This is a genomic window from Streptomyces sp. NPDC052496 (assembly GCF_040679095.1).
Classification (GTDB): domain Bacteria; phylum Actinomycetota; class Actinomycetes; order Streptomycetales; family Streptomycetaceae; genus Streptomyces.
Map to the genome: position 1 here is coordinate 14,481 of NZ_JBFAUH010000005.1, position 23,199 is coordinate 37,679.

Consider the following 23,199-nt stretch of genomic DNA (forward strand, 5'->3'; position numbering starts at 1 on the left):
TTAGCCCTCGTGGTCGCAGCTGTCGTCCGCGCCGTACACGTCCCAGGCCGGGAACGGGTCGGTGCCGTACGCCCCGGTGAGCGTCTCGGCGTCCGTGACGAGGCAGTTCCCCAGGGCGGCGTGCAGGGCTTCGGCCCGCAGGCCGGTCCCGATGAAGACCAGTTCCTGGAGATCCTGAGGGGCCTGGAGATCATGAGGGACCTGAGGGGTTTGGGGGCCCTGGAGGTCCTCGGGAGATCCGTCCCCGGCGTCCGCCCGCGTGCCCGACGGTTCGAAGCGGGCGACGGAGCCCGCCTGCGACCACAGGCCGGTCACCCGGGGCCGGCCGGCGAGGCGGAAGAAGCCCTTGGACCGCAGGATGTCCCCGTACGCGCCGCTGTCCATGCCCTCCGTGACGAACTCCCAGAGCCGGGCGGGGTGGAAGGGGCGCGCCGCGCGGAAGACGGTGCTGGAGATCCCGTACTCCTCGGTCTCCGGCACGTGGTCGCCGTTCAGCTCCATGACCCAGCCGGGTGCCTGCTGGGCGCGCTCCAGGTCGAAGCGGCCGGTGCCCAGGATCTCGGCGGGCGCCACGCGGCCGTGCCGGGCGGGGACGACGCGGGCCGCCGGGTTCAGCCGGGTGAGGACGGCGCGCAGGCGGCCGGCCTGGGCCTCGTCGACCAGGTCGAGCTTGTTGAGGACGAGTACGTCCGCGAACTCGATCTGGTCGATCAGCAGGTCGCTGATGGTCCGCTCGTCGTCCTCGTACGGGGCGAGGCCGCGCTCGGTGAGACCGTCGCCGCGCACCAGCTCGCCGTGGAAGTTCACGGCGTCGACCACGGTGACCATGGTGTCCAGCCGGGCCAGGTCGCCCAGCGTCGCACCGTCGTCGCGCGGGAACGCGAAGGTCGCGGCCACCGGCATCGGCTCGGAGATGCCGCTGGACTCGATGAGCAGGTGGTCGAAGCGGTCTTCGCGCGCCAGCCGGTCGACCTCTTCCAGGAGGTCGTCGCGCAGGGTGCAGCAGATGCACCCGTTGGTCATCTCGACCAGCCGTTCCTCGGTACGGGACAGTGCGGCCGTGCCGCCGCGGACGAGCGCGGCGTCGATGTTGACCTCGCTCATGTCGTTGACGATCACCGCGACCCGCAGGCCCGCGCGGTTGTGCAGGACGTGGTTGAGCAGCGTGGTCTTGCCCGCGCCGAGGAATCCGGAGAGCACGGTGACGGGCAGCGGGCCGGCGGGGGACGGGTGCGGCGCCATGGGCGGTCAGTCCTCCGGGTGCAGCAGGCCGCGCTGGTACGCCTTCACCAGGCGGCGCGGGACCTGGTACACGGAACCGTCGACGGTCACCGGCACCAGGGCGGGCGTGCGGGCCTTCCACTGGGCGCGGCGGTGGCGGGTGTTGCTGCGGGACATCTTCCGCTTGGGAACGGCCATGGTCCGGGAACCTCCTGGGCGTGGGTGTGCTGACGGGCACGCGGGACGCCATGCGGGCGTACGCGGGCACGTACCGGTGCCGACCGGTGCCGGACGAGGCTATATGAAAATGGATCCCATTTCGAACTAGGAGAGGGGTGGGTCAGGGCGGGGCTACGCGGTCACCGGCGGGGCGGGCGCGTGCCGGGGAGAGCGGATATCTCGTCGTCCAGCTCGGGATGCGGGATGACGTGCCCGCGGCCGAAGCTCTTGTAGGCCGCTGTCCGGTTGCGGCGGCCCGCGACATTGGCGTGGCATATCTCGCGGCGCCCGCACTGCTCGCAGTACAGGCTGGCGACGAACGGCGACAGGGCGACCGGGCCCGCCGGGCTGAGCACGTACACCGTGTCGTCGGCGACCGGGGCCGCGCAGGGGAAGGTCAGCCGGTCGAAGTCCGGGTGGTCGCCCATCAGGTGGTCCGCCACGACCTCGAACGTGCCGGTACGGCGCTGGTAGGCGCACGACACGGTGAGCAGCCAGGGCAGCCCGGCGAGGAACTGTGCGCTCGCCAGAGCCCGTTCGAGCGTGAGCTGGTGCTCGGTGACGCGCAGGGCGGCCTCTTCCTGCGTCCGTGGCTTGTCGCCGTGCGACGTGCGGTTGCGTTCGCCCTTGAGGCGGTCGAGGAGTTGGACGAGTCCGGGATCGTCCGGTCTGGCGGCCATGTCGGAGCCGTCCCGCAGCGCCTCCGCGAGACCGGGGACGACGTCCGGGCGCTCCCGCGCGACCCGGCACAGGTGGTGGAGCCACGTCGTCCAGGTGCCGAAGGTGGTGCCCGTGCCGGCGAGGGCGGTACGCAGCTCAGCGAGGTTGCGCTCGCCGACGCCGTACGCCGTGAGCAGGCCGGCCGCGGTGACGGTGACGGTGGCGGCGAGCGTCTCGGCGGCTTCGAGCAGCGCCTCGTGCCGGTCCTTGGGCGTATGCGCCCGCTGCATCTCGTGAACGGTCCGGGCCACGGGGTGCGGCAGGGTCCGGCGGGCGGCGGCCAGGGGGTCGGGGGAGGGTGGGTGCGGGGTCTCGGGCCGCGCGAACGCTGGGGGTGGGACGGGCTCCTGGTGAGCGGTTTGCCGTGGGGGCGGGGTGGTGTGCGGGGGCGGCGCCGTACGGGCGGGTGGGTCGGTGTGAGGGGGCGGGGCGGTGCGAGGGGGTGGGTCGGTGTGAGGCGATGGGCCGGTGTGAGGCGGCGGGTCGGTGTGAGGTGGCGGGGCGGTGCGAGGCGGCGGGGCGTGGTCGGTCGGCGGGGCGACGCTGGGCGGCGGGGTGTCGCTGGGCGGCCGGGTGGCGCTGTCCGGCGGTGCTGGGCGGGGGTGGTGTCTGCGTCGGCGCCACCTCCGGACGTGCAGCCGGATCCAGGCGGGCAGCACTCCGAAGAGCGCGGTGAAGACGACCACCGCGAGCAGTGTGTCCAGCCAGCGGGGCAGGCCGCTCGCCGGACCGGGATGGGTGAGGACACTGACGGTCTCCAGGGCGGCAAGCCCGACGGTGAGCCAGAACGCCCAGTCCCGGTGCAGGGGCGCGTCGTACAGCCGGAGCACCGCGTTGTGCCGCCGCGGCGACGGCTGCGGCGGTTCCGTCGGCGCGAACCCGCTGGACCTCCTCATGCACCCATAGTGCAGGTGTGGCGTGGTTCACAACCACCCCTGTGGACAAGTCGAATCACCCCTGGCGTTCGGGGCTCTCGAACGCGGGGCTCTCGAATGCCGGGCTTCCGTACGCGGGCTTCCCGTAACCCGGACTGGCGTACTCGGGGCGGGAGCGGGTGGGCTGCGCGGCTGTGGTCGCGCCGGCGCGGGACTGCTGTTCCTGGATGCGGGACAGCAGGAACGGCAGGATGCCGCGCTCCAGCAGGGCGAGCTGCCAGGCCGCGCGTGCCCGTGCCACCTCGGACTCCGGGCCGACGCCGTCGCCGATGGTCGTTTCGCCCGCGGGGGCCGCCGAGCGGTTGCGGGCCGCCGTCACCAGCACCCAGGCCAGGCCGGCCATGGTCGCCGCCGCCGCGATGCCCGCGGCGAGCCAGCCCGCGTAGACCAGTTCGTCGGCGAACTGCCGGTGGAGGCCGACGAGCCGCATGCCGAAGCCGATGGCGAGGAAGAGGGCCGCGGCCACCGCGCCCAGGCTCGGTACGAGGACGGCGAGGGCGGGGAGCAGGCCGCCAGAGGAGTCCGCGTCCGTACCGGAGTCCGCGTCCGGACCGGAGCCCGGGGCCGTACCGGACTCCGAAGCCGTACGGCAACCCGAGGCCGTACCGGAACCCGGGTACGCCCCGGCGCCGTCCCCGGCGCGCAGCCGGGTGTACGCCGCGTACTCGGCGGCCGCCGCGGCGCACAGTGTGTCGCGTTCCCGGTGGGCCCAGGCGCGCAGCTGTTCGCGGTCGACGGCTCTCGGGGCGCGGCCCATCGCTTCCCTGACCTGCGGGGAGTCGAGTGCCTGGCCGAGGGCGTGGGCGAAGACGGCGTCCGCCTCGGACCGTGGGGAGTGGGTGCCTGGCATGTGGATCCCCCTGCGGCTCGGTGCGCGTTCCGCGCCGCGCTCATTAAGTTGCTGGATTGCGCAACTGTACAACTCGTTGCCGGCGTACCCGCCGCGTAGCTGCCGACTTCCGGCCATCCCGGCGCCCGCGGCCCCGCGACGCGCGTCCCGCACCCCGGCCCCGCACTCCGCAATCCCCGGATCGGGTGGCTGTCCACGGCCGGGTGAACCGCGGTCCGCGCCACCCGGGCCGGTCCGCGCGTTGACGGGCCGGTCGAACTTTCGACCGAGAGGGCGCCCGCGTGGGACCGTGACGAACGGTCCGCGGGCCTCGTTCTGCGAGCACCCGTCCGAACCGGCGTCAACCGAGGAGGAACTGTGCCAACCGTCCCGAACACCATCGGTGCCTGGGCCCGCCGCCGCGTGGGCGGCGAGATCGCCGAGATCCGCGACGTCACGCGGCGGCGGGCCGGCTCACGGGTGTGGGAGCTGACGCGCGCGGACGCGGCCCGGTTCTTCCTCAAGGTGGCGCCGGCGCCGGACCGCTACACGCGCGAGACGCACGCGTACCGCCATGCCGTGCCCGCCCTCGGCCACGCGCACGCGCCGGTCCTCGTCGACAGCGATCCGGGCCGGCTCGCGCTGCTGCTCACCGCGGCTCCGGGGGCCGGTGCGTCCGCCGTCGCGCTCGGCCGTGCCGACCGTACGGAGCTGTACCGGCAGGCGGGCGGCCTGCTGCGCCGGCTGCACGACGCGTGCCGCGCGGTGGGCCCGGCGGGCGGCGCGGACCAGTGGGCCGCCGGCCGGTACGCCGCCGCCGAGCAGCACGTGGCGGAGCTGTCGGCCGCGGGTGTGCTCGACGCGGCGGAGCGGCGGTTCGTCCTCGACCGTGCCGCGGTGCTCCACCTGCTTCCGCCGCTGCCTCCGGGTTTCCTGCACGGCGACATCGGCGAACACCACTTCCTGTGGGACGCGGCGGGCCGGCGCCTGGCGCTCACCGGTTTCGCGCAGGCGCGGCTGGGCTGCGCGGCGGAGGACCTGGTACGGGTGGCGCACGGCGCGTGCCTGCGCGACCCGGTCCTGCGCGCCGCCTTCCTGCGGGGGTACGGGCGGGATCTGACGGAAGCGGAGCGGTACGCGCTGCCGGCGCTCGCCGCGCTGGACGCCGCGGAGACGTGGGCGCGCGGCGTCCGGACGGACGACGGGGAAGCCGTCGAGCGGGCCCGGGGGGTGGTGGGCGCGCTGGTGAAGGGTGTTGGGTTGCGGGTATGAGTGGCGACATCGACCCAGGCTCCGTCACCGACCCAGGCTCCGTCACCGACCCAGGCCGCGACGCCGACCCAGGCCGCGACGCCGACCCAGGCTCCGTCACGGGCCCAGGCTCCGTCGCGGACCCAGGACCCGTCACGGCCCCAGACCGCGACACCGACCTCACCTACGCCGACGCCACCGACCTCGCCGCCCGTATCCGCCGCCGTGAGCTCTCCGCCCGCGAGGTCGTCCGTGCCCACCTGGACCGCATCGACCGCGTCAATCCGCACGTGAACGCCATCGTCACCCTCGACCCCGAGGGCGCGATGGCGGCGGCGGCCGCCGCCGACGAACGGCTGGTGCGCGGCGGTCCGGACGGGCCCCTGCACGGGCTGCCCATCGCCTTCAAGGACACCCACCTCACCCGCGGCATGCGCACCACGTACGGCTCGCCCCTGCACGCCGAGACCGTCCCCGATGAGGACGAACTCCTCGTCCAGCGCATCCAGGCCGCCGGGGCGATCCGGATCGGTAAGACCAACGTGCCGGAGTTCGGGGCCGGTTCGCACACGTACAACCCGGTGTTCGGTGTGACCCGCAACCCGTACGACCTCACCCGCTCGGCGGGCGGCAGCAGTGGCGGCGCCGCGGCCGCGCTGGCCGCGGGCATGCAACCGCTCGCCGACGGCTCCGACATGGGCGGTTCGCTGCGCAACCCCGCCTCCTTCTGCAACGTCGTCGGGCTGCGCCCCACGCCCGGCCGGGTGCCGTCGTACCCGGCGTGGAACCTGTGGGACACGCTGACCGTGCCCGGCCCGATGGCCCGTACGGTCGCCGATGCCGCCCTGCTGCTCTCGGTGATGGCGGGGCCCGACCCGCGCTGCCCGGTCAGCCTGGAGGCGCCCGGCGCGCCGTTCCGCGAGCCGTTGGAGAGGGACATCGCCGGACTGCGCGTGGCGTGGACGCCCGACCTGGGCGGCCGGGTGCCGGTCGACCGCTGCGTACGGGGGGTGCTGGAACCGCAGTTGGAGGTGTTCCGGCGGCTCGGCTGCCGGGTCGAGGAGGACTGCCTGGACCTGGACGAGGCCGAGGACGTCTTCCGTGTCCTGCGGGCCCACCACTTCGACCTCGCGCTCGGTGCGGCGCTCGACGCGTCCCCCGAAGCGCTGAAGCCGAGCCTCGCCTGGAACATCGAGCAGGGCCGCCGCCTGACCGGCCCCGACCTGGCCCGGGCCACGGCGGGCCGCGCGCGGCTGCACCTGCGCGCCGTCGACTTCTTCGCCCGTCATGACGTGCTGCTGGCTCCGGTGTCGCAGGTCGCGCCGTTCGACGCGGAAGCGGAGTACCCGGACACGGTCGACGGGCAGCCGCAGCACACGTACATCGACTGGATGCGGTCGGCCTACTTCGTGTCCGTGCTGGGCGCGCCCGCCCTGTCCGTACCGGCGGGCCGCACGCCGGGCGGCCTGCCCGTGGGCCTTCAGATCGTCGGTCCGCCGCGCGCGGACCTGGCCGTTCTGCGGGTCGGCGCCGCGTACGAAGCGGCCACGGGGTACGGCCGGCGGCATCCGGACATCCTTGGCAAGATCAGCATGTGAGGCTGCGTCCGTCACCACCCGTATCTACCATCGCACTCATGAGCGAGGGGGAGAACGCGGAGCAGCTCGGCAGCCGGGCCGCCCGCATAGGGGTGGGCGTGGTGAGCGCCCTTCTGGTGGCCGTACTGGCGCTGTGGGTGGCCTGGTGGATGGAATGGTGGAGCCCCGGATTCGCCTTCCTGAGTACGAAGCTGGCCGTCAAGGCCGCGGTGGCCGCGCCGATCGGGCTCGTGGCGCTGCTCGCCTGGCTGCGGAAGTGCCGCTGAGGGCGAGGCGATCCAGCCTTCACCTCACCCCGCCCCGTACCTCTTCGCCCAAGCCGTGGTGAAGGGAAAGACGAGCCGGTGGGGCACGGCGTCGCTGTGGACCGGGTGGGGTTCCGGCGTGAGCGCCGAGTACGCGTGGACGGTGGCGCAGTAGAAGCGCTTGGGGGAGTCGCCCTGGAACTCGGCGGGCCGGCGGGCCTTGTGCGCGCGGACGGCCGGGTCCGGGTAGCGGCGGGCGTAGAAGACCGCGAGGGCGGCCGGCAGGTCGGCCGGGGCGAGGGCGTGCGCGGTGCCCTCGCCGTAGAGGGCCTGTGCTTCGGCGTCGGACACCTGGGAGTCGAAGACCAGGAGGGAGACGGCGGGGTTGGCGGCGATGTTGCGGGAGTGCTGTGCGTCCGACGCGGACCACCAGAAGAAGTGGTCCGCGTCGTCCCAGGCGAAGGTGACGGGGACGGCCCAGGGGGTGCCGTCGGGGCCCGCTGTCGCGAGGGTGAGGTAGCGGTTGGCGTGCAGGAGGCGGGCCGCCTCGGTACGTAAATCGGGGGTGGTGGCCATGGTCAGGAGCCTTCCTGGGGGAGGGCGGGGGCGGGTGCCGTGGCGGTGCGGAGGTCGGGTGTGGTGCGGCGGCGGGCGATGAGCCAGTACGCGGCGGTGGGGATCAGCAGGCCCACGGCCCAGGAGAGGTCTATGCCGTTCAGCGCCGCGGCGACCGGGCCGGTGTAGGCCGAGGTGTGCATGAAGGGGATCTCCAGCGCGAAGCTGACGGCGTAGACCAGGACAGCCGGGCCGTTGACGCGTCCGTACACGCCGCCGCCGGGGGCGAAGAAGGACGGTACGTGGTAGTGGCCGCGCCGGATCAGGTAGTAATCGACGAGGTTGATGGCGGTCCACGGGATCAGGACGTACTGGAGGATCGCCAGGAAGTCGGTGTACGAGGCGAGGAAGGTGTCCTGGAAGGCCAGGGCGAGGGTCAGGCCGAGGGCGAGCGGGCCCGCGATCAGCGCCGTACGGGTCAGCCGGCCCGGCAGCCAGCTGTGCCGGAAGGTCTGGGCGGCGGTGACCAGGCACAGTGAAGTGCCGTACAGGTTCATCGAGTTGACGTGCACGACGATGACGGCGAAGGAGCACAGCACCACGGCGGACAGGGTGCCGCCCAGGACGGTGTCCAGCCCGGCGATCGCGTCGTCGGCCACCGCGAGGCCCATCACGATGCCGAGGAACATCGGCAGCACGCTGCCCAGGACGCTGCCCCAGTAGGTGAACCACAGGGTGGAGCGGCGGGCCGCGGCGTGCGACGGCATGTAGCGGGTGTAGTCCGAGACGTACGGGGCGTACGTGATCTGGAGCAGGATGCCGATCGCGGTCATGCCGACGAAGCCGGAGAGGGTGAAGCCGGTGGCGTGCGTGGCGCGTTCCAGGACGCCGGGGGTCATGAACACCCGTACGGCGCACAGGGCCAGCAGCGCGAGGGTGAGGACGGTGGCCCAGCGGCCGACGCGGTGGATCAGGCGGTACCCGACGACCGCGACGACCAGCCCGGCCAGCGCGCACAGCACCAGCCAGCCGGAGGTGTCCACGGCGGGCACCGACCGGTTGAGCGCCTGCCCGGCGATGACCAGGTTGGACGCGAACCAGCCCGCGTACATGAACACGACGACCAGCGTGACCAGCAGCGACCCGTGGCTGCCGAACTGGCCGCGGCTCTGGATCATCTGGGGGACGCCGAGCCGGGGGCCCTGGGCCGCGTGCAGGGCCATCAGGAAGCCGCCGAGCAGGTTGCCGAGGGTGACCGCGGCGATGCCGGGCCACAGGCCGAGGCCGAAGACGAGCGGGGCGATGGTGCCGGAGACGATGGTCAGCGGGCTGATGTTGGCGGCGAACCAGACCGCGAACAGGTCGCGCGGGCGGCCGTGCCGTTCGGTCTCCGGTACGGCGTCGATGGTGCGGCCTTCGACGAGGTGGTGTTCCGGGCCGCCGGAGGCGGGGTGCTTCATGGTCGGGCCCCTTTCAGGGGAGGAGAACCCGGCTGGGGAAAGCGAACCCGATTGACGGCCCTCGGAGGCGGTCCGCCGCGCCCACTGCGGTGTACATGCCCGTTTCCCCGCTCCCCGGCGCGCCGCGGGCAGACCCGGTCAGCGGGGGCCGAGCGGCCGGTCAGGGCCGGGTCGGCAGCCGACGCGGGTACGGAGCTGGGGCTCGCCGTGCCCGCGTACGGGCACTGCCGTGCCCGGCCCTGCCCGGTCGTGAACGGTCATGTCCGTACCCCTTCGAAAGCGGGGCCTTCGTAAGCAGGCCCTTCGTATGCGGGGCCGTCTTCGTACGCAGGGTCGTCTTCGTACACGGGGCCCTCGTACGAGGGGACGAGGTCCCACGCCAGCAGCCCGGCCCCGATCCGCCCCGCCCGTTCACCCAGCTGGGCGAAGACCAGGTCGGGCAGGGCCTGGAAGGCGGCGCGCTCTTCGAGGCCGCGCCGCAGCGGTGCGCGCAGCTGCTCGCCCGCCTGGCTGAGGCCGCCGCCGAGCACCAGGACGGCCGGGTCGAAGAGGGTGATCGCCGCCAGCAGTGTGTGCGCCATCGCGTCGGCCGCCTCGTCCCACACCTGTACGGCCGCCGGGTCACCGGCCGCCGCGCGCTTCGCCACCTCCTCGGCGCCGGTCACGGCGGTCAGCGTCCCGCGCCGCTCGTTGTAGCGGCGCGCCACTGCGGCGCCGCCCGCGAGGGTGTCCAGACAGCCGCGCTGGCCGCACGGGCACGGGTCGCCGTCCGGCCGGGTGACGACGTGCCCGACCTCCGCCGAACGCCAGTGGCTGCCCGGGAAGGGCCGCCCGTCCAGCAGTAGTGCCCCGCCCACGCCCGTGCCGACGGGGACGAAGAGGACGACCCGGTGCCCGCGCCCCGCGCCCAGCCGTGCCTCGGCGACGCCGCCGGACCGTACGTCGTGGCCGAGCACCACCGGCAGGCCCAGGTGTTCGGACGCCAGCCGGCGCAGCGGCAGGTCACGCCACTGGATGGAGGCGGAGAACACGACGGTGCCCGCGTCCTCGTCCACCAGACCGCACGAGGCGATGCCGGCCGCGCGCACGTCCTCGCCCGCGTCGCGGGCCGCGGCCAGCGTCCCGGCGGCGTGGCCGAGGACGGTGCGCAGCACGGCCTCGGGGCCGTCCTCGGGGCGGGTCGGGCAGCGGCTCTCGTAGCGGACCGTGCCGTCGGGGCCGATCAGCGCGGACTTGACGAGGGTGCCGCCGATGTCGAGGCCGAGCGTGACACCGCCGGGGCCGCCGTTCACCCGGCCGGGGCCGTGGGGGGTGCGGAGCGTGCCGGGCAGGGTCAGTACGGTGTCGGCCGCCCCCGCCTGCCGGCGGGTGTTCCGGTCCGGGTCCGTCATGGTGTCCTCCGATCGCGGCCGGCCTCAGTGGTCCTGGGGCCGCGGTGCGCGTACGCTCCGCGGGCCCATGGTCTCCAAGTGACGCAGGATGCGGTCGTATTGCCGGACACCCGTGTCGACCGCGAGGTGCGCGCCGTACAGGGCGGCCCGTACCTCCCGGGGCGTGAGGCGGGGGCGCTGGGCCCGCAGCCCGTCGCACAGTTCCCGGCTGTGGCGGGGGTCGATGCGGGTGTGGGCGGTGTAGTACACGCGCATGTCGTCGTCGTGGATGCCCACCCGCGTCATTCCCTCCAGGAGGAGGGTGAAGTGCGGTTCGACCCAGCTTTCGAAGACGAGGAAGCAGCCGTACGCGGCCTGGACGCGCGCGGGGCGCAGCAGCAGCGCGGCGAAGAGGTTGGAGGTCGGTTTGGCGAACCAGGGGTGGCCGCGGCGGTAGCGGGCCAGCGCCTCCCACCCGGCGGGGGAGCCGAGCTGGCGGCGCAGCCAGTACGTGTGGAAGTTCTCCAGCCGGCCGCGCCCGCACTCGTCCCAGAGGTTGGCCGCGGCGACGGCCTTCTGCTGCCCCTGGAGGCCGACGACGAGCAGGGCGACCTCGTCGTCCACGACTTCGTTGCGGATCAGTTCGCAGCGCAGGAAGTACGCGATCTGCTCGTGGGTGGCGTCGGCGGCCAGGAAGCGGAAGAGGGGGTGGGAGGCGCCGGGGTTGGCGGCGGCGAGGGCTTCCAGGTGGTCGGCGGCGGCTTCCTGGCCGCGGACGTGCGGTACGGGTGCGGGGGTACAGCCGTACGTCAGGAACTCGTGCTCCAGCCGGGTGCGCGCCGCGTACAGCGCGATCTCCAGGTCGTCGTCGGGGGCGTGCGCGGCCGGGCCGTCGCGGTAGCCGAAGGAGTGGGCGTAGAGCGTGGCGAGGTGGTCGTGGAGGAAGCGGCCGTGGGCCTCGGGGTCGTGGCGCAGCCGGGCGAGCTGCGCGGTCTGGGCGGGCCGGGGAGCGGCCAGGAAGCGGACGAGCGCGGGGCCCAGGGAGCCGAAGGGGTGGACGGGCGGCCAGTACAGGTCCTGGAGGCCGGCACCGCCCTCCGGTGCGGCGGGCGGCCTGGGGCGGCCGGTGTCCGGGGCGGCGTTCGCGGTGGGCGGGTTCATTCAGCGCACCTCCTCTGGGGCGGCCTGCGGGGTGCCGGGCAGCGGGGGCCGGCCGGCCGCGGCGGCGCCGAAGTGCTCGGTGACCCAGGCGTCGTCGTACACGGTGTCCAGGTAGCGGTCCCCGAGGTCGGCGGAGAGCGCCACCACGCGGGCGCCCGGCCGGATCACGGACCGCAGCCGCAGCACGGCGCTGAGCACGGAGCCGGTGGAGCCGCCGACGGCCAGGCCGTGCGAGCGGGCGAGGCGGCGGCACATCCGTACGGCGTCCCGTTCGGGGACGCGGACCACCCGGTGCACGTCGCGCGGGCGGCAGAGTTCCGGCACCCGGCTGGTGCCCAGGCCCGGGATGCGGCGGGTGCCGGGCGGGCCGCCGAAGGTCACCGACCCTTCGGCGTCCACGGCGACGACCGTGGTGCGGGGCGAGCGGCGGCGGAAGTACGCGGCGCAGCCCATGACGGTGCCGGTGGTGCCGGCGCCGACGAAGAGGTGGTCCACGGTGCGGATCTCGCGCAGCACGGCGGCGGCGGTGCGCGCCGCGTGCACGGCCGGGTTGGCGGGGTTGGCGTACTGGTTGAGCCAGGTCAGTGACGGGTCGAGGTCCAGGGCGCTGCGGATCAGCGCGATCCGGCTGCCGAGGTAGCCGCCGTTGCGGTCGGGGGTGTCCACGACGCAGACATGGGCGCCGAACGCGCGCATCAGCGCGACGCTCTGCCGCGGTGCGTGCGGGTCGGTGACGCAGGTGAAGGTGTAGCCCTTGGCCGCGCAGACGGCGCTCAGGGCGATGCCCAGGTTGCCCGAGGAGGACTCGATCAGGGCGCCGCCGGGGCGCAGCAGGCCGCGGCGCTCGGCGTCCTCGACCAGGCCGGTGGCGGTCTTGAGCTTGACCGAGCCGGCGGGGTTGAGCCCTTCCAGCTTGAGGAAGAGTTCGGCGTGCGGCAGCAGGCCGTCCAGGCGCAGGAAGACGTCGTCGGTGATCAGTTCGTAGGCGTGGTCGACGATCATGGGCCCGCGGTCCCTCCGTCCCCGGGGCCGCCGCCCGCCGCGTCGGCGGCGCGGGTGGCCGGGGCGGCGTCGGCTGCGTTGATCCCGTACGCGGACGACTCGGCCGGCAGGCCCGCCACCTCCGGCGCGATGCGCAGCGCGTTGGCGGCGATCGTCAGTGCCGGGTTGACCGCCGCGGAGGACGGGAACCAGGAGCTGTCCGCGATCCACAGGTTGTCCAGCTCGTGGGCCTTGCACCCCGGGCCGACGACGCTGGCCGCCGGGTCGTCCCCGGCCACCGCGGTGCCGCACTGGTGCGAGTTGACCGCGATGCCCATCCGCCGGGTGCGGATCAGGGGGAAGCCGGCCCGGCGCATCATCTGCGCGGTGCGGCGCGCCAGTTCGCGGTGCGGCGGCACGTTCACCGGCCGCCAGTGCACCTCGATCCGGCCCCCGGGCCCGACGGTCACCCGGTTCTCCGGCACCGGCAGGTCCTCGCTGGTGAGGTAGAGGTCGATGCTGTGGCGGGTGGCGGCGGCGAGCAGCGGGCGCGGCGTACGGGGCCACAGGCCGCGCGCCGACGGGGTGCGCAGTTTGCCCAGGGCCTGGATGTTGCCCAGGGGCCCGTGCGGGCCGTCGCCCAGGTACCAGTCGTTGACGCCCAGCGTCTTCTGGAACACCACGTCGCTGGTGCGGCGCGGGTCGACGGCCATGAGGAAGGTGCTGTTGTGCACCAGGTAGTTGCGGCCGGCCTGCCCGGAGCCGTTGGCCAGGCCGGTGGCGCGTACGGGCCCGGTACGGAGCGAGCCGGGCTCCGAACGCAGCAACAGCGCCGCCGTGTTGACCGCGCCGCAGGCCAGCACGAACCGGTCGGCGCGGATGCGCAGCTCCCGCCCCTCGTACCGGGCCAGTGCCTCGGTCACCCGCCGCCCGGACGCCCCGGTCACCAGCCGGGTGACCGTGGCCCGGGTGAGCAGCGAGACGTTGCCCGAGGCCAGCGCGGGCCGCAGCGCGCACACGTCGGCGTCGCTCTTGGCCTGGACCAGGCAGGGGAAGCCGTCGCAGCTCGCGCAGCGCAGGCACGTCCCGTCCGTGCGCAGGTCGATGCCGGTGGGCAGCGCGAACGGTGTCAGGCCCTGGTCGCGCAGCGACTCGGCCAGCGCGGCGACCGCGGGTTCGTGGGGCACGGCCGGCCAGGGGTAGTCACCGGAGCGCCAGGGGTCGGTCGGGTCGGCGGAGCGGGTGCCGTGCACCCGGTAGAGGCGTTCGGCCCGCGCGTAGTGCGGTTCGAGGGCGCCGTACGGGAACGGCCAGCCGCGCGAGACGCCCTCCGCGTGCTCCAGCGGCCCGAAGTCGGCCTCGCGGAAGCGCGGCAGCGTGGCGCCGAAGACCTTGGTGTTGCCGCCGACGTAGTAGTGCACGCCGGGGGAGAAGAACCGGCCGGTCCGGGCGTCGTACCAGGGTTCGGCGTTGCGGTAGCGCCCGGCGGTGAAGACGGCGGGCGCCGACCAGTTCTGCCACTCCCGCGGCAGGAAGTCGCCGCGCTCCACGACCAGGACGCGCGCGCCGGTGCCGCGCAGGGCGTACGCCAGCGTCGCGCCGCCCATGCCGGAGCCGAGGACGGCGATGTCGCAGTCGAGGACGGGCCCGGTGGGGTGGAGCAGGCCGCGCGGACGTCCCGTGGCGCCGGGGTGTGGTGTCGCTGTCACCGTGCCTCCTCGGAGGGAGCAGTGGGGGATGCGGAGAGGTGGCGGGCGACGATCTCGTGCGCGAAGGCCATGACCGTGCCCTGGGGGCTGATGCCGGCCGGTCCCGGCAGCACCGACGCGTCGCACAGCCGCAGGTTGGTGAAACCGTACGGGCGGCCCTCCTGGTCGCACATCCCGCCGAGCGCGGGCCGTCCCATGGGGCAGGACGCCATGGCGTGGACGGAGACCAGGTTCCAGCCGCGCGGGTCCGACCGGGCGGCGAACTCCTGGGCCGCGCCGTCCGAGCCCAGCGTGCCGGGGCACGGCGGGTACAGCTCCACGGCCCCCGCCTGGAACAGCAGTCGCGCCGCCCGGCCGAGCGCGAAACGCAGCAGGCCGTGGTCGTACGGGGTGATGCGGTGCCGTAACAGCCGCCCCACGCCGACGCGTTGGCGTACCGTGACGCGTCCGCTCATCCGTACCTGCACCGTGAACACGGCGACCTTCGCCAGATCCGTCAGCAGTGCGTCGATCACCGCCGGACCGTGCGCGACGAGCGCTGCCGCCAGCGACCCGGCGGTGAGGTTGGCGGGCATCAGGTGGATGCCCAGGTCCTCGAACTCCCGCACCTGAGCGGTGAAAATGGTGCCGCGCGCGGCATGTACCGGGTCCGCGAAGCGGGCCACGATGCGGAAGTTGACGTGGAACCCCATGGCGCGCCCGGCGAGGCGGCGGTGGATGCCGCTGCGCTGGAGGAGGAGGGCGCTGCCGACGGCACCGGCGGCGAGGAAGACCGCACGCGGGCGGTAGTCGATGCGGGTCCGGCCGTCCGGGCCGCCGAGGGCCGCCACCCCGTGCACGGTGCGGCCGTCGTGCCGCAGCAGCACGGCCCGCGTCCGGGGCTCGATCCGCGCGCCGTACCGCTCGGCCTCCGGCAGGTAGCTGACGAGCATGCTGCGCTTGGCGCCGCTGGGGCAGCCGGTCGGGCAGCGGTTGCGGTGCAGGCAGCCGGGGGCCGCCCTGCGGACGGCGGCCCAGCGCCAGCCCAGGGCGTCGGCCGCGCCCGCCAGCAGCCGGGAGTCCGCGTTGCCGGCGCCGTGCGGCTGCTCGTGGACGCCGAGGCGCGCGGACACCGTACGGACGTGCTCCGCCAGCCGGCCGGCACGGTAATCGGTGGTGCCCATCACCCGCGCCCAGCGGTCCAGCAGCGCGTCCGGCGGCGCCCACAGGACCCCGCCGTTGACCACCGTGCTGCCGCCCACACAGCGGCCCTCGCCGTACGGGATGACCGGGCTGCCGAGGATCGGGGTGAGTCCGGCGTCGCGGTAGAGGCGGCGCAGGTTGGCGGCGGGCGCCGACGCGGCGATCTCGGCGGTGGCCGTCCGGGGCCCTTCCTCCAGGACGACGGTGCGGTGCCCGGCCCGCGCCAGTTCGAGTGCGGCGACCGAGCCGCCGGCGCCGGAGCCGATGACCAGGACGTCGCAGGGCACGGTGCGGGCCGGGGCGAGGCGTGGCGTCATGTGTCCGGCTCCCCGTCCAGGCCGCCGTACAGCGCGAGGGAGTCGGTGACGGCGAGGAGACGGCCGAAGCCGGGGAGCCGCGCGAGCCGGTCGTACCCGGTGGCGGGTACGGGACAGCCCGCCAGTGCCAGCCTGCCGGCCCGGAGCGCGACTTCGGCGGCGCATCGATACGGCGCCGGCATGCGCGCCAGCGACCCGCTGACGTGCGCGGCAGCGCGCGCACGTACCAGCGGTTCGGCGAGCGCCGGGTAGCGGGCCGCCCACAGGCGCGGCAGCCCGCTCGCCCGCAGCGCGCGCGCCATCCGGCCGCCATCATGCGCGTACGGGCGCCTCACTGCGGCACCGCCTGCCGCCCGGCCCCGGCCCCCTTGCCCCGCAGCGGCACATGCTGCGCCAGTACGTCCTTCGCGAAGCGGGCCAGCAGCCGGGCGGCCCCCTGCTCCAGCACCGAGTCCAGCGCCTGGAGGAACACCTCGACCTCGGTCTCCCCGGCGACCAGCGGCGGCGAGGCGATGAGCGGCAGGCCGTGGTTGGAGCCGTAATAGGCCAGGACGCCGAAGTCGCGGTACAGGGAGGCGATGACGGCGGCGGTGACGAGCTTGCGGCGGGCCCGCGGGTCGCGGGCGAAGGCGGAGGGCACCAGGCGCAGCAGCCGGTCCAGTGCGGGGTTGCCGTCGTTGAGGAACACGCCGTGCAGCGCGCCCCGGCCGAACGTGCCGGACACCAGGGAGGGATGGCGGGCGGCGAGGTCGGCGAGCCCGCCGCCCAGCCGCTCACCGATCCGCACGGCACGCGCAGGGTAATCGTCCTCGACCGCGATGGCGACGGCTTCCAGCGCCGTCGCGGTCTCCTCGCCGAAGCCGTAGTACGTGGTGCTGTGCAGCGTCGCGTCGGCGAGGTTGTCGTACGCGGCGCGGAAGACCGGCTCGCGCGTGATGTAGCCGGAGATGGACGCCTTGCCGCCGCCGAAGGACTTCGAAGTGGTCAGGACGTCGGGCAGCAGGCCGGGATGGCGCATGAAGTGGAAGAGCGTCCCGGTCCGTCCCCAGCCGGTGTACACCTCGTCGAAGACCAGCACGATGTTGCGTTCCGTGCACAGTCGCCGCACCTCGTACAGGAACTCCGCCGAGCACTCGCGCACGCTCGACGCGCTGAACGGCTCCAGCACCACCGCGTACACGTCGCTGCCGCCGTCCCCGGTGCGGTGCCGTTCCAGGGCGAGCGCGAAGGACTCCAGGTCGTCGTAGGCGAAGTGGTCGGTGCCGGGCAGGCCGGGATAGGGGAAATCGACCTCCGGGGAGGCGGTGAGGCTGCCCGCGCCGAGGAGCTTGCCGTGGAAGGAGATGTCGCTGTGCAGCACCGTCCCGCGGTGCCCCCGGTGGTACTTGTACGCGAGCTTCACGGCGCCTTCCACCGCCTCCGCGCCGGAGTTGGGGAAGTAGCTGACGGCGAGGTCGCCGGGGAGCAGCCAGGCCAGGTTGTGGCTGAGTGCCGCGACGTACGGCGACAGGTAGTTCTTGTGCACCTCCATGGTGCGCCGCTCGGCGAAGCGGCGGCGCGCGGCGAGCAGCCGGGGGTGGTTGTGCCCGTGGTTGAGGACGCCGATCCCGCCGGTGAAGTCCAGGATGCGCCGCCCGTCGCGCAGGGTGATCCAGCAGCCCTCGGCGTGGTCGACCAGATCCTGGCCGAAGCCGAACGAGCCGAGCAGCGAGACCTGGGCGCGGCTGACGTACTGCCGGTACAGGTCGTGCACCTGGCGGGCGGGCATCCGCTCGCAGTCGTCGATGCTGAACAGCGGCTGCCGGGCTCGCCCGGTCTCCTGGGGCTGGGGGTCAGTCATGGTCCGCTCCGGTCCGGTGGCTGGCGTGGGCAGCGGCGGCGCGCCCCGCGCGGCGCTCCGCCGTACGGATCCGGTCGGCGATCAGCCGCCCGGCGCGCTGCCCGCCGCGCAGCGCGTAGTTGGTGCCCCGGTCCTCGGGGAAGACCTGGGCCATGCCGGCCAGGTAGAGGCCGGGTACGGCGTTCTCGACGGCGGGCACGGTCCGCGAGTAGTGCCGGGTGATCACCGGCTGCGCGTACGGCGCGCGCCAGACGTGGTGCGCCCGCACCCACTCCGCGCGGAACGCCGGGAACATCCGCCGCAGGTGCGGGAGGCTGTACCGGAAGACCTCGGCGTCGCTCATCCGGTAGAGCGGGGCGTCCGCCGGCAGGTAGGTGGAGAGGTAGACCAGGTGCCGGCCGCCGTAGTGCTCCGGTGCGTCGAGGTTGGTGTGCTCGATGACGCCGACGTACGGGAAGTGCGGGTCGGTCACGTTGAGCCAGTACGTGTCGGACAGCGGCCGGTCGTTCTCCAGCACCAGACAGAGGTTGGCCAGGTACGGGATCGCCGCGAGCCGCCGGCGCAGGGCCGGGGCGGCCGGGTGCGCGGACCCGGCGAGCAGCGTGGCGGCCGGTCCGGGTGCGCAGGTCACCAGGACGCGCGGCGCGCTGATCACCTCGTGGCCGCACCGGACGCCGTACACCCCCGCAGGCCCGGTCAGCACCTCCGCCACCGGGCTGCCGGTCCGTACCCGTACGCCCAGCCCGGCCAGCCGGGGCAGCCAGGCGTCCAGCAGGGCGCCGCAGCCCCCGCGCAGGTAGTGCAGCACCTCGCGGCCCGACCGGCTGCGGCTGCCGCCGCGCAGGTGCAGCTTGGTCCACATCCAGGTGGCGCCGACCTCGGGCGCGTACGGGCCGAACTTGCCCTCCAGCAGCGGCCGCCACACCCGGTCGTACACCCGCCGCCCGCCCAGCCCGACCAGCCACTCCTCGGCGGTCAGCGCCTCCAGCTCGCGCCAGTGCCGCACCCGGCCCGCGCGCAGCACCGACCGGCCCAGGCGCAGCCGGTCGGCCGGGGGCAGCGGCGCGAAGCGCAGCACGTCGAGCGGGGTGGAGAGGCGGTGGATGCCGCCCGCGTAGTAGAAGCCGGTGCGGCCGTGGTGGCGCTGTACGAGGTCGGCGCGGCCGAGGGCGGCGCAGAGCCGGAAGATGTCGGTGTCGGAGGCGAACCAGTGGTGGTAGAAGCGCTCCAGCTGCCGGCCGCCGACGGTGAACGTGCCCGCCAGGCCGCCGACGTGGTCGTCCGCCTCCAGGACCAGGCAGCGAAGACCGGCGCGGCCGAGTTCGTGCGCGGCGCCCAGGCCGGTGAATCCGGCACCGACGACGATGACGTCCCAGTCCGGGCCGCCGGGGCTTGCGCCACGTGCCTCCCGGTCGCCGTTGGCGGCCGTCACCACGCGCTCCCCGCCGGCCACGATTCCCGGGGCCCGGCCAGGCCCGCCGCCGTCAGCTCCGCCGGTGCCGGGACACCGGCCGCCCACCGCTGGAGGACCACGTACGGCGGCCGGCCGCGCACCTCGCGGTGCACCAGCAGCAGGTACTCGCCCAGCACCCCGAGCAGCACCGCCTCGCAGCCGAACGTCCACGCGGCCAGCGGCAGCGGGCGGCGCCGCGCCGCCGACGCCACGGCCGTACCGCCGAGCCAGGCCAGGCCGACGGCGGCGGGCACCCGGGCCGGCGCCGACGAGCAGGCGAGCAGGCCGCGCCGGGACAGGCCGGCCATCTTGCGCAGCGTGTACTTCGTACGGCCGGCCGGCCGCGGCAGCCGCCCGTACTCCAGGCTCGTCTCGGGGAAGCCCGCCCAGCACACCGAGCCGCGCAGGTACAGCTCGCTCTCCGGGAGCAGCGTGAGGGTGCGCACGACCTCGCGGTCCAGCAGCCGGAAGTCCCCGGTGTCCAGGGCCACCGGATGGTCGGCGACCGCGGCCAGCAGCCGGTAGAAGACGTGTGCGGTGCCGGTCTTGAAGCGGCTCTCGCCCTGCCGGGCGGTGCGCCGCGCGGAGACCACCGGCCAGCCGGCGCGCCAGCGTTCGACCATGTCGGCGATGAGTCCCGGCGGGTCCTGGAGGTCCGCGTCGATGGTCACCACCGCGTCCCCGGCCGCCTCGCGCAGGCCCGCCAGGACGGCCGGCTGGTGCCCGAAGTTCCGGGTCAGCCGCACCAGCCGGACGCGCGCGTCGCCCGCGGCGAGCGCCGTGAGCCGGTCCCACGTCCCGTCCCGGCTGCCGTCGTCCACGTACACCACCTCGTGCTCGCACCCCGGCAGGCCGCGCAGTACGGCGCTGAGCCGGCGGTGCGTCTCCCCGATGACGGCCGCCTCGTCGAAGCACGGCACCACCACGCTGACCAGGGGCCTGGCGGCCACGGCGGTGAGCTGCGCGGGGGTTCGGGTCGCGGGCATGACGGTCCTTCGGGTCGGTGGGCGGGCAGGGGGGTGGCGCGACGAGCAGGAGCCGGGGCCGGTCAGCCGAGCACTTCGCCGACCGCCTCCCGGAACCGGTCGGCGACCTCGGCGACCTCCTCCGTACCGCTGAAGACGTTCACCCCGAAGTCGGCGCCCAGGTAGGTGTCCGAGGTGCCGACGGTCAGCGCCAGCGACCGGCTCAGCACGTCGTCGGTACGGGGCAGCGCGCCCGCCCGCCAGCCGTCCCGCCGCCAGGCCTCGGCGGGCGGGCGGAAGGGGCAGGAGGAGCCGTCCGGGGCGGCCAGCGCGGCCAGTTCGGGGATGCCGCCGTAGTAGTGCTTGGGCGAGTGCAGCAGTGTCTTGGTGCCGAGCCGCTTCGCGACGGCCTCGGCGTCCGCCCGCTCGTCGAAGACGTGCACCAGGAGGGTCGCGCAGTCCCCGGCCGCGTCGTGCAGGGGGCGGCGGACCAGCCCGTCCCGTTCGGGGATCTGTTCCAGCAGCTCGTCGCGCAGCTCCCGGGTGCGGGCCAGTACGGCGTCCAGCCGGGCGAGCTGGGCGCGCGCCACGGCCGCCGTCAGCTCCGTCATCCGCAGGTTGAGGCCCCACAGCCGGTCGCCGGGCCCGTCCTCGCGCCGGTACGGGAACCAGCCGTGGTCGTGGAAGCCGTACGCCCGCTGGAAGACCCGCTCGTCGGCGGTGAGCAGGAAGCCGCCGTCCCCGCCGGTGATCACCTTGAACATGTTGAGCGAGAAGGCCCCGGCCTGCCCGAACGTGCCCAGTGCCTGTCCCCGGTACGTACCGCCGCACGCCTGCGCCGCGTCCTCCAGCACCAGTAGCCCGTACTCGTCCGCGATCCGCCGCAGCGCCGCCAGGTCACAGGCCGCGCCGAGCATGTGCACCGGCATCAGCGCCTTGGTGCGCGGCGTGATCCGCTGCCGCACGTCCTCGGGGTCGAGGGTGAGCGAGGCGTCGACCTCGGCCAGGACCGGCGTCGCACCGCTGTACGCGACGGCGGCGAGGCACGCGCCGTACAGGTACCCGGGCACGATGATCTCGTCACCGGGCCCGATGCCGAGCGCCGCGAGGCCCGCCTGGAGCGCGGAGGTGCCGCTGTTGACGGACAGGCAGTACGGGCTGCCCAGCCGGTGCGCCGCGGCCTGCTCGAACAGCCGGGTCTGCGTCAGGTCACCCAGCGGATAGGAGTGCGCGGTGGTCGTGCGCGCCCAGGCGTCCAGCACCTGCTGGACGTTGTCGCGCTCCTCGTCACCGAAGAAGGCATAACCGGGTCCGGGCATGGAGGACTCCTTGGAGAACGGTGGTGGGTGACCGGCGGCTGCCACCTGCGGCGGCCCGCCGAGGCCGTACGCAGCTCACTGAGCGGCCGGCCGGGGACGGCCTACGGCACTGCACGGCGCTGCACCGCACTGATCCGCACTGCACTGATCCGCACTCAAAAAGACATCGGACAGAACGGCGCCGGATCGTGGCGGAAGGCGGTGGAGGCGGCGCTCAGCGCGCCGGGCCGCAGCTCCGTGACCCGGCCCGCGTGCGCCAGCTGCACCAGCGAACCGCCGCCGAGCAGCACCGCGCCGATGTCACGGGCGGACAGCACGAGATCGGCCGCGGCCCGGGTCCGCACACACGCGGCCTTGCCGTACGCATCGGCCGCGAGCCGCCAACGCCCCGTGTTCCACGGGCACATCGCATCCCGCACCTCCAGCACCACGTCCACCGGCGCGCTGTACGTACGGGCGCTGAGGGCCCGGTCCAGGTCCACGGCACGGGCGTACAGCTGGTCACGTACGGTCGGCGCGGCGCTGCGCGGATCGTCGAGCAGCGCCAGCAGCGGGTCGTCGACCGGGCGGGCCGCCGCGCTGACGGTCCCGGCCAGATCGGTGTCGAGCAGCGACCGCCACACGAAGGCGTACGCGGCCGGGTCGCGCGCGAACACCTCCCGTACGGACAGGGCGTAGCGCGGCCGGGACCGCTCCCAGGCCGGCCGCAGCCGGTACAGCGCGTACCCCCGGGCCTCGCCGCCGGGCCCCGACACCACCATGCACAGCAGCCGCCCCGCACCGTGCCGCCCCTCGGGCTCGTCCTCGACGGCCCGGCGCTGCCAGGCGGCGTCCCTGCGCAGCAGTCCGGGCCGCTGGGGCAGACAGGCGCGGTAGATGTCCGCGACGACAGCGCCCGCGTCCTCGGGCGACCCCACGTCCATCACCAGCCCAGCGGTGTCCACGTCCGCCGAGAACGCCCGGGCCTCCGGCGGCACGGACACCTCGACGGCCTGGGAAGCCACCCCGAAACCGAACCGCCCGTAGATCCCCGGCTCGGTCGAGTGCAGGACCATGACCGGCTCGGCCCGCTCCTCGTGCAGCGCGGTGAGCGCGCGCCGCAGCAGCTCCCGCATCAGCCCGCGGCGGCGGTGCGGCGGCGCGACCGCCACGTACCCGATGCCGGCCACCGGGACCGGGCCGCCCGGCAGCGTCATCTCCAGCGCGTAACCGGCGAGCGTGGCGCACGGGCGTCCGCCGTAACACGCGACGAGCGATCGCTTGGGCTCGAAGAGCGCGCCGACCACGGCACTGTGGGCCGGGGAGTGCGGATGACCGCCGTACGCGAGGTCGATCACCGCCCCGAATTCCGCCCATTCCGCGGCGGCCCGGAATGTGTATCCCGCGGCCGGTCCACCGGCCGGCCGCACCGGCTCCGCCGGATCTGCTGCAGCCCTCACTTTCCCCACATCCCTCTCCAAAGCCCGTCATCGGCCTCATGCCCGGGAAGAGGTGCGGCGAGCGCGGCGCTGAAAGGTCGTCGGCGTTCGACGCAGAGGCCGTATCGGCTGCTCCGGTACGGCGGTGCACGCCGTGGAACCGGAGAGATGGTGATCGCGAGGCCCGGATCGCGAATTCCTCATGCGTCGATCGTGCCGGGGCCGCCGGAAATGGCTGGGTCCTAGGTTTGTAAGGCGGCCGGAGGCTGTCAACCCTCCCGAAAAAAGAATCATGGCCCCCGCTCCCCGCCCCGGTTACGCCCGCCCCGTCCCCCGGTCAACCCTCCATTCCGGCCAGCACTCCCGGCCGCGGCGGGCACTCCCCACATCTGGCCAACGTTGTCGAACGGCCTTGCTAGTCACGGACTTCCGGGCCCAGACTGCTCTGGCC

At 74.4% G+C, this 23,199-nt stretch carries 20 protein-coding genes; 3 read left to right on the forward strand and 17 right to left on the reverse strand.

What is annotated here, in order from left to right; translation table 11 throughout:
* The 4 genes from AB0L45_RS08845 to AB0L45_RS08860 form a co-directional block, all read right to left on the reverse strand.
* Nucleotides 1–1,242: a GTP-binding protein gene (locus tag AB0L45_RS08845; protein WP_365837546.1), complete on the reverse strand. Its 1,242-nt coding sequence runs from the start codon at nucleotides 1,240–1,242 to the stop codon at nucleotides 1–3.
* A 6-nt stretch (nucleotides 1,243–1,248) separates the two neighbouring features.
* The gene (gene rpmF / locus AB0L45_RS08850; protein ID WP_365837548.1) at nucleotides 1,249–1,419 is read right to left on the reverse strand and encodes a 50S ribosomal protein L32; all 171 of its coding nucleotides are present in this window, start codon (nucleotides 1,417–1,419) and stop codon (nucleotides 1,249–1,251) included.
* A 161-nt stretch (nucleotides 1,420–1,580) separates the two neighbouring features.
* Nucleotides 1,581–3,056 carry a hypothetical protein gene (locus AB0L45_RS08855; RefSeq protein ID WP_365837550.1) on the reverse strand — a complete coding sequence of 492 codons (1,476 nt, stop codon included), beginning with the start codon at nucleotides 3,054–3,056 and terminating at the stop codon, nucleotides 1,581–1,583.
* A gap of 55 nt (nucleotides 3,057–3,111) precedes the next feature.
* Complete coding sequence (locus tag AB0L45_RS08860; protein WP_365837552.1) at nucleotides 3,112–3,945, reverse strand: hypothetical protein; 834 nt, start codon at nucleotides 3,943–3,945, stop codon at nucleotides 3,112–3,114.
* Nucleotides 3,946–4,302: 357 nt separating this feature from the next.
* Here AB0L45_RS08860 and AB0L45_RS08865 point away from each other — a divergent pair, with 357 nt between their 5' ends.
* The 3 genes from AB0L45_RS08865 to AB0L45_RS08875 are packed head-to-tail and all read left to right on the forward strand — an operon-like array spanning nucleotide 4,303 to nucleotide 7,039.
* On the forward strand, nucleotides 4,303–5,196 hold the full coding sequence (locus AB0L45_RS08865; RefSeq protein ID WP_365837554.1) for an aminoglycoside phosphotransferase family protein: 894 nt from the start codon (nucleotides 4,303–4,305) through the stop codon (nucleotides 5,194–5,196).
* Nucleotides 5,193–6,773, forward strand: coding sequence for an amidase (locus AB0L45_RS08870; protein WP_365837556.1), 1,581 nt, complete (start codon nucleotides 5,193–5,195; stop codon nucleotides 6,771–6,773). The genes AB0L45_RS08865 and AB0L45_RS08870 overlap by 4 nt, the downstream gene beginning before the upstream one ends.
* Before the next feature lie 38 nt (nucleotides 6,774–6,811).
* Entirely contained in the window at nucleotides 6,812–7,039 is a 228-nt protein-coding gene (locus AB0L45_RS08875; protein WP_365837558.1) for a hypothetical protein, read from the forward strand.
* Between the two features lie 24 nt (nucleotides 7,040–7,063).
* Here the strand turns inward: AB0L45_RS08875 and AB0L45_RS08880 are convergent, their stop codons facing one another.
* The 13 genes from AB0L45_RS08880 to AB0L45_RS08940 form a co-directional block, all read right to left on the reverse strand.
* Nucleotides 7,064–7,594 carry a pyridoxamine 5'-phosphate oxidase family protein gene (locus AB0L45_RS08880; protein ID WP_365837560.1) on the reverse strand — a complete coding sequence of 177 codons (531 nt, stop codon included), beginning with the start codon at nucleotides 7,592–7,594 and terminating at the stop codon, nucleotides 7,064–7,066.
* A gap of 2 nt (nucleotides 7,595–7,596) precedes the next feature.
* Nucleotides 7,597–9,033: a cytosine permease gene (locus tag AB0L45_RS08885; protein ID WP_365837562.1), complete on the reverse strand. Its 1,437-nt coding sequence runs from the start codon at nucleotides 9,031–9,033 to the stop codon at nucleotides 7,597–7,599.
* Nucleotides 9,034–9,290: 257 nt separating this feature from the next.
* The gene (locus AB0L45_RS08890) at nucleotides 9,291–10,424 is read right to left on the reverse strand and encodes an ROK family protein (protein ID WP_365837564.1); all 1,134 of its coding nucleotides are present in this window, start codon (nucleotides 10,422–10,424) and stop codon (nucleotides 9,291–9,293) included.
* A 24-nt stretch (nucleotides 10,425–10,448) separates the two neighbouring features.
* Complete coding sequence (locus AB0L45_RS08895) at nucleotides 10,449–11,564, reverse strand: iron-containing redox enzyme family protein (RefSeq protein WP_365837566.1); 1,116 nt, start codon at nucleotides 11,562–11,564, stop codon at nucleotides 10,449–10,451.
* Nucleotides 11,565–12,566 carry a 2,3-diaminopropionate biosynthesis protein SbnA gene (gene sbnA, locus AB0L45_RS08900; RefSeq protein ID WP_365837568.1) on the reverse strand — a complete coding sequence of 334 codons (1,002 nt, stop codon included), beginning with the start codon at nucleotides 12,564–12,566 and terminating at the stop codon, nucleotides 11,565–11,567.
* The gene (locus tag AB0L45_RS08905) at nucleotides 12,563–14,254 is read right to left on the reverse strand and encodes a GMC family oxidoreductase (RefSeq protein WP_365837570.1); all 1,692 of its coding nucleotides are present in this window, start codon (nucleotides 14,252–14,254) and stop codon (nucleotides 12,563–12,565) included. The genes sbnA and AB0L45_RS08905 overlap by 4 nt, the downstream gene beginning before the upstream one ends.
* The gene (locus AB0L45_RS08910) at nucleotides 14,251–15,753 is read right to left on the reverse strand and encodes a GMC family oxidoreductase (protein WP_365837571.1); all 1,503 of its coding nucleotides are present in this window, start codon (nucleotides 15,751–15,753) and stop codon (nucleotides 14,251–14,253) included. Before AB0L45_RS08910 ends, AB0L45_RS08905 begins: the two co-directional genes overlap by 4 nt.
* Nucleotides 15,750–16,055 (reverse strand): hypothetical protein, encoded by a 306-nt coding sequence (locus AB0L45_RS08915; RefSeq protein WP_365837573.1) that lies wholly within the window; start codon nucleotides 16,053–16,055, stop codon nucleotides 15,750–15,752. Before AB0L45_RS08915 ends, AB0L45_RS08910 begins: the two co-directional genes overlap by 4 nt.
* A gap of 29 nt (nucleotides 16,056–16,084) precedes the next feature.
* Entirely contained in the window at nucleotides 16,085–17,521 is a 1,437-nt protein-coding gene (locus AB0L45_RS08920; protein WP_365838049.1) for an aminotransferase class III-fold pyridoxal phosphate-dependent enzyme, read from the reverse strand.
* 64 nt (nucleotides 17,522–17,585) lie between these two features.
* Nucleotides 17,586–19,025: an NAD(P)/FAD-dependent oxidoreductase gene (locus AB0L45_RS08925; RefSeq protein WP_365837575.1), complete on the reverse strand. Its 1,440-nt coding sequence runs from the start codon at nucleotides 19,023–19,025 to the stop codon at nucleotides 17,586–17,588.
* The gene (locus AB0L45_RS08930; RefSeq protein ID WP_365837576.1) at nucleotides 19,022–20,032 is read right to left on the reverse strand and encodes a glycosyltransferase family 2 protein; all 1,011 of its coding nucleotides are present in this window, start codon (nucleotides 20,030–20,032) and stop codon (nucleotides 19,022–19,024) included. The genes AB0L45_RS08925 and AB0L45_RS08930 overlap by 4 nt, the downstream gene beginning before the upstream one ends.
* A 62-nt stretch (nucleotides 20,033–20,094) precedes the next feature.
* Entirely contained in the window at nucleotides 20,095–21,330 is a 1,236-nt protein-coding gene (locus AB0L45_RS08935; protein WP_365837578.1) for a DegT/DnrJ/EryC1/StrS family aminotransferase, read from the reverse strand.
* 155 nt (nucleotides 21,331–21,485) lie between these two features.
* A complete protein-coding gene (locus AB0L45_RS08940; RefSeq protein WP_365837580.1) occupies nucleotides 21,486–22,778 on the reverse strand; it encodes a GNAT family N-acetyltransferase in 1,293 nt (430 codons plus the stop codon).
* Between the last annotated feature and the right edge of the window lie 421 nt (nucleotides 22,779–23,199).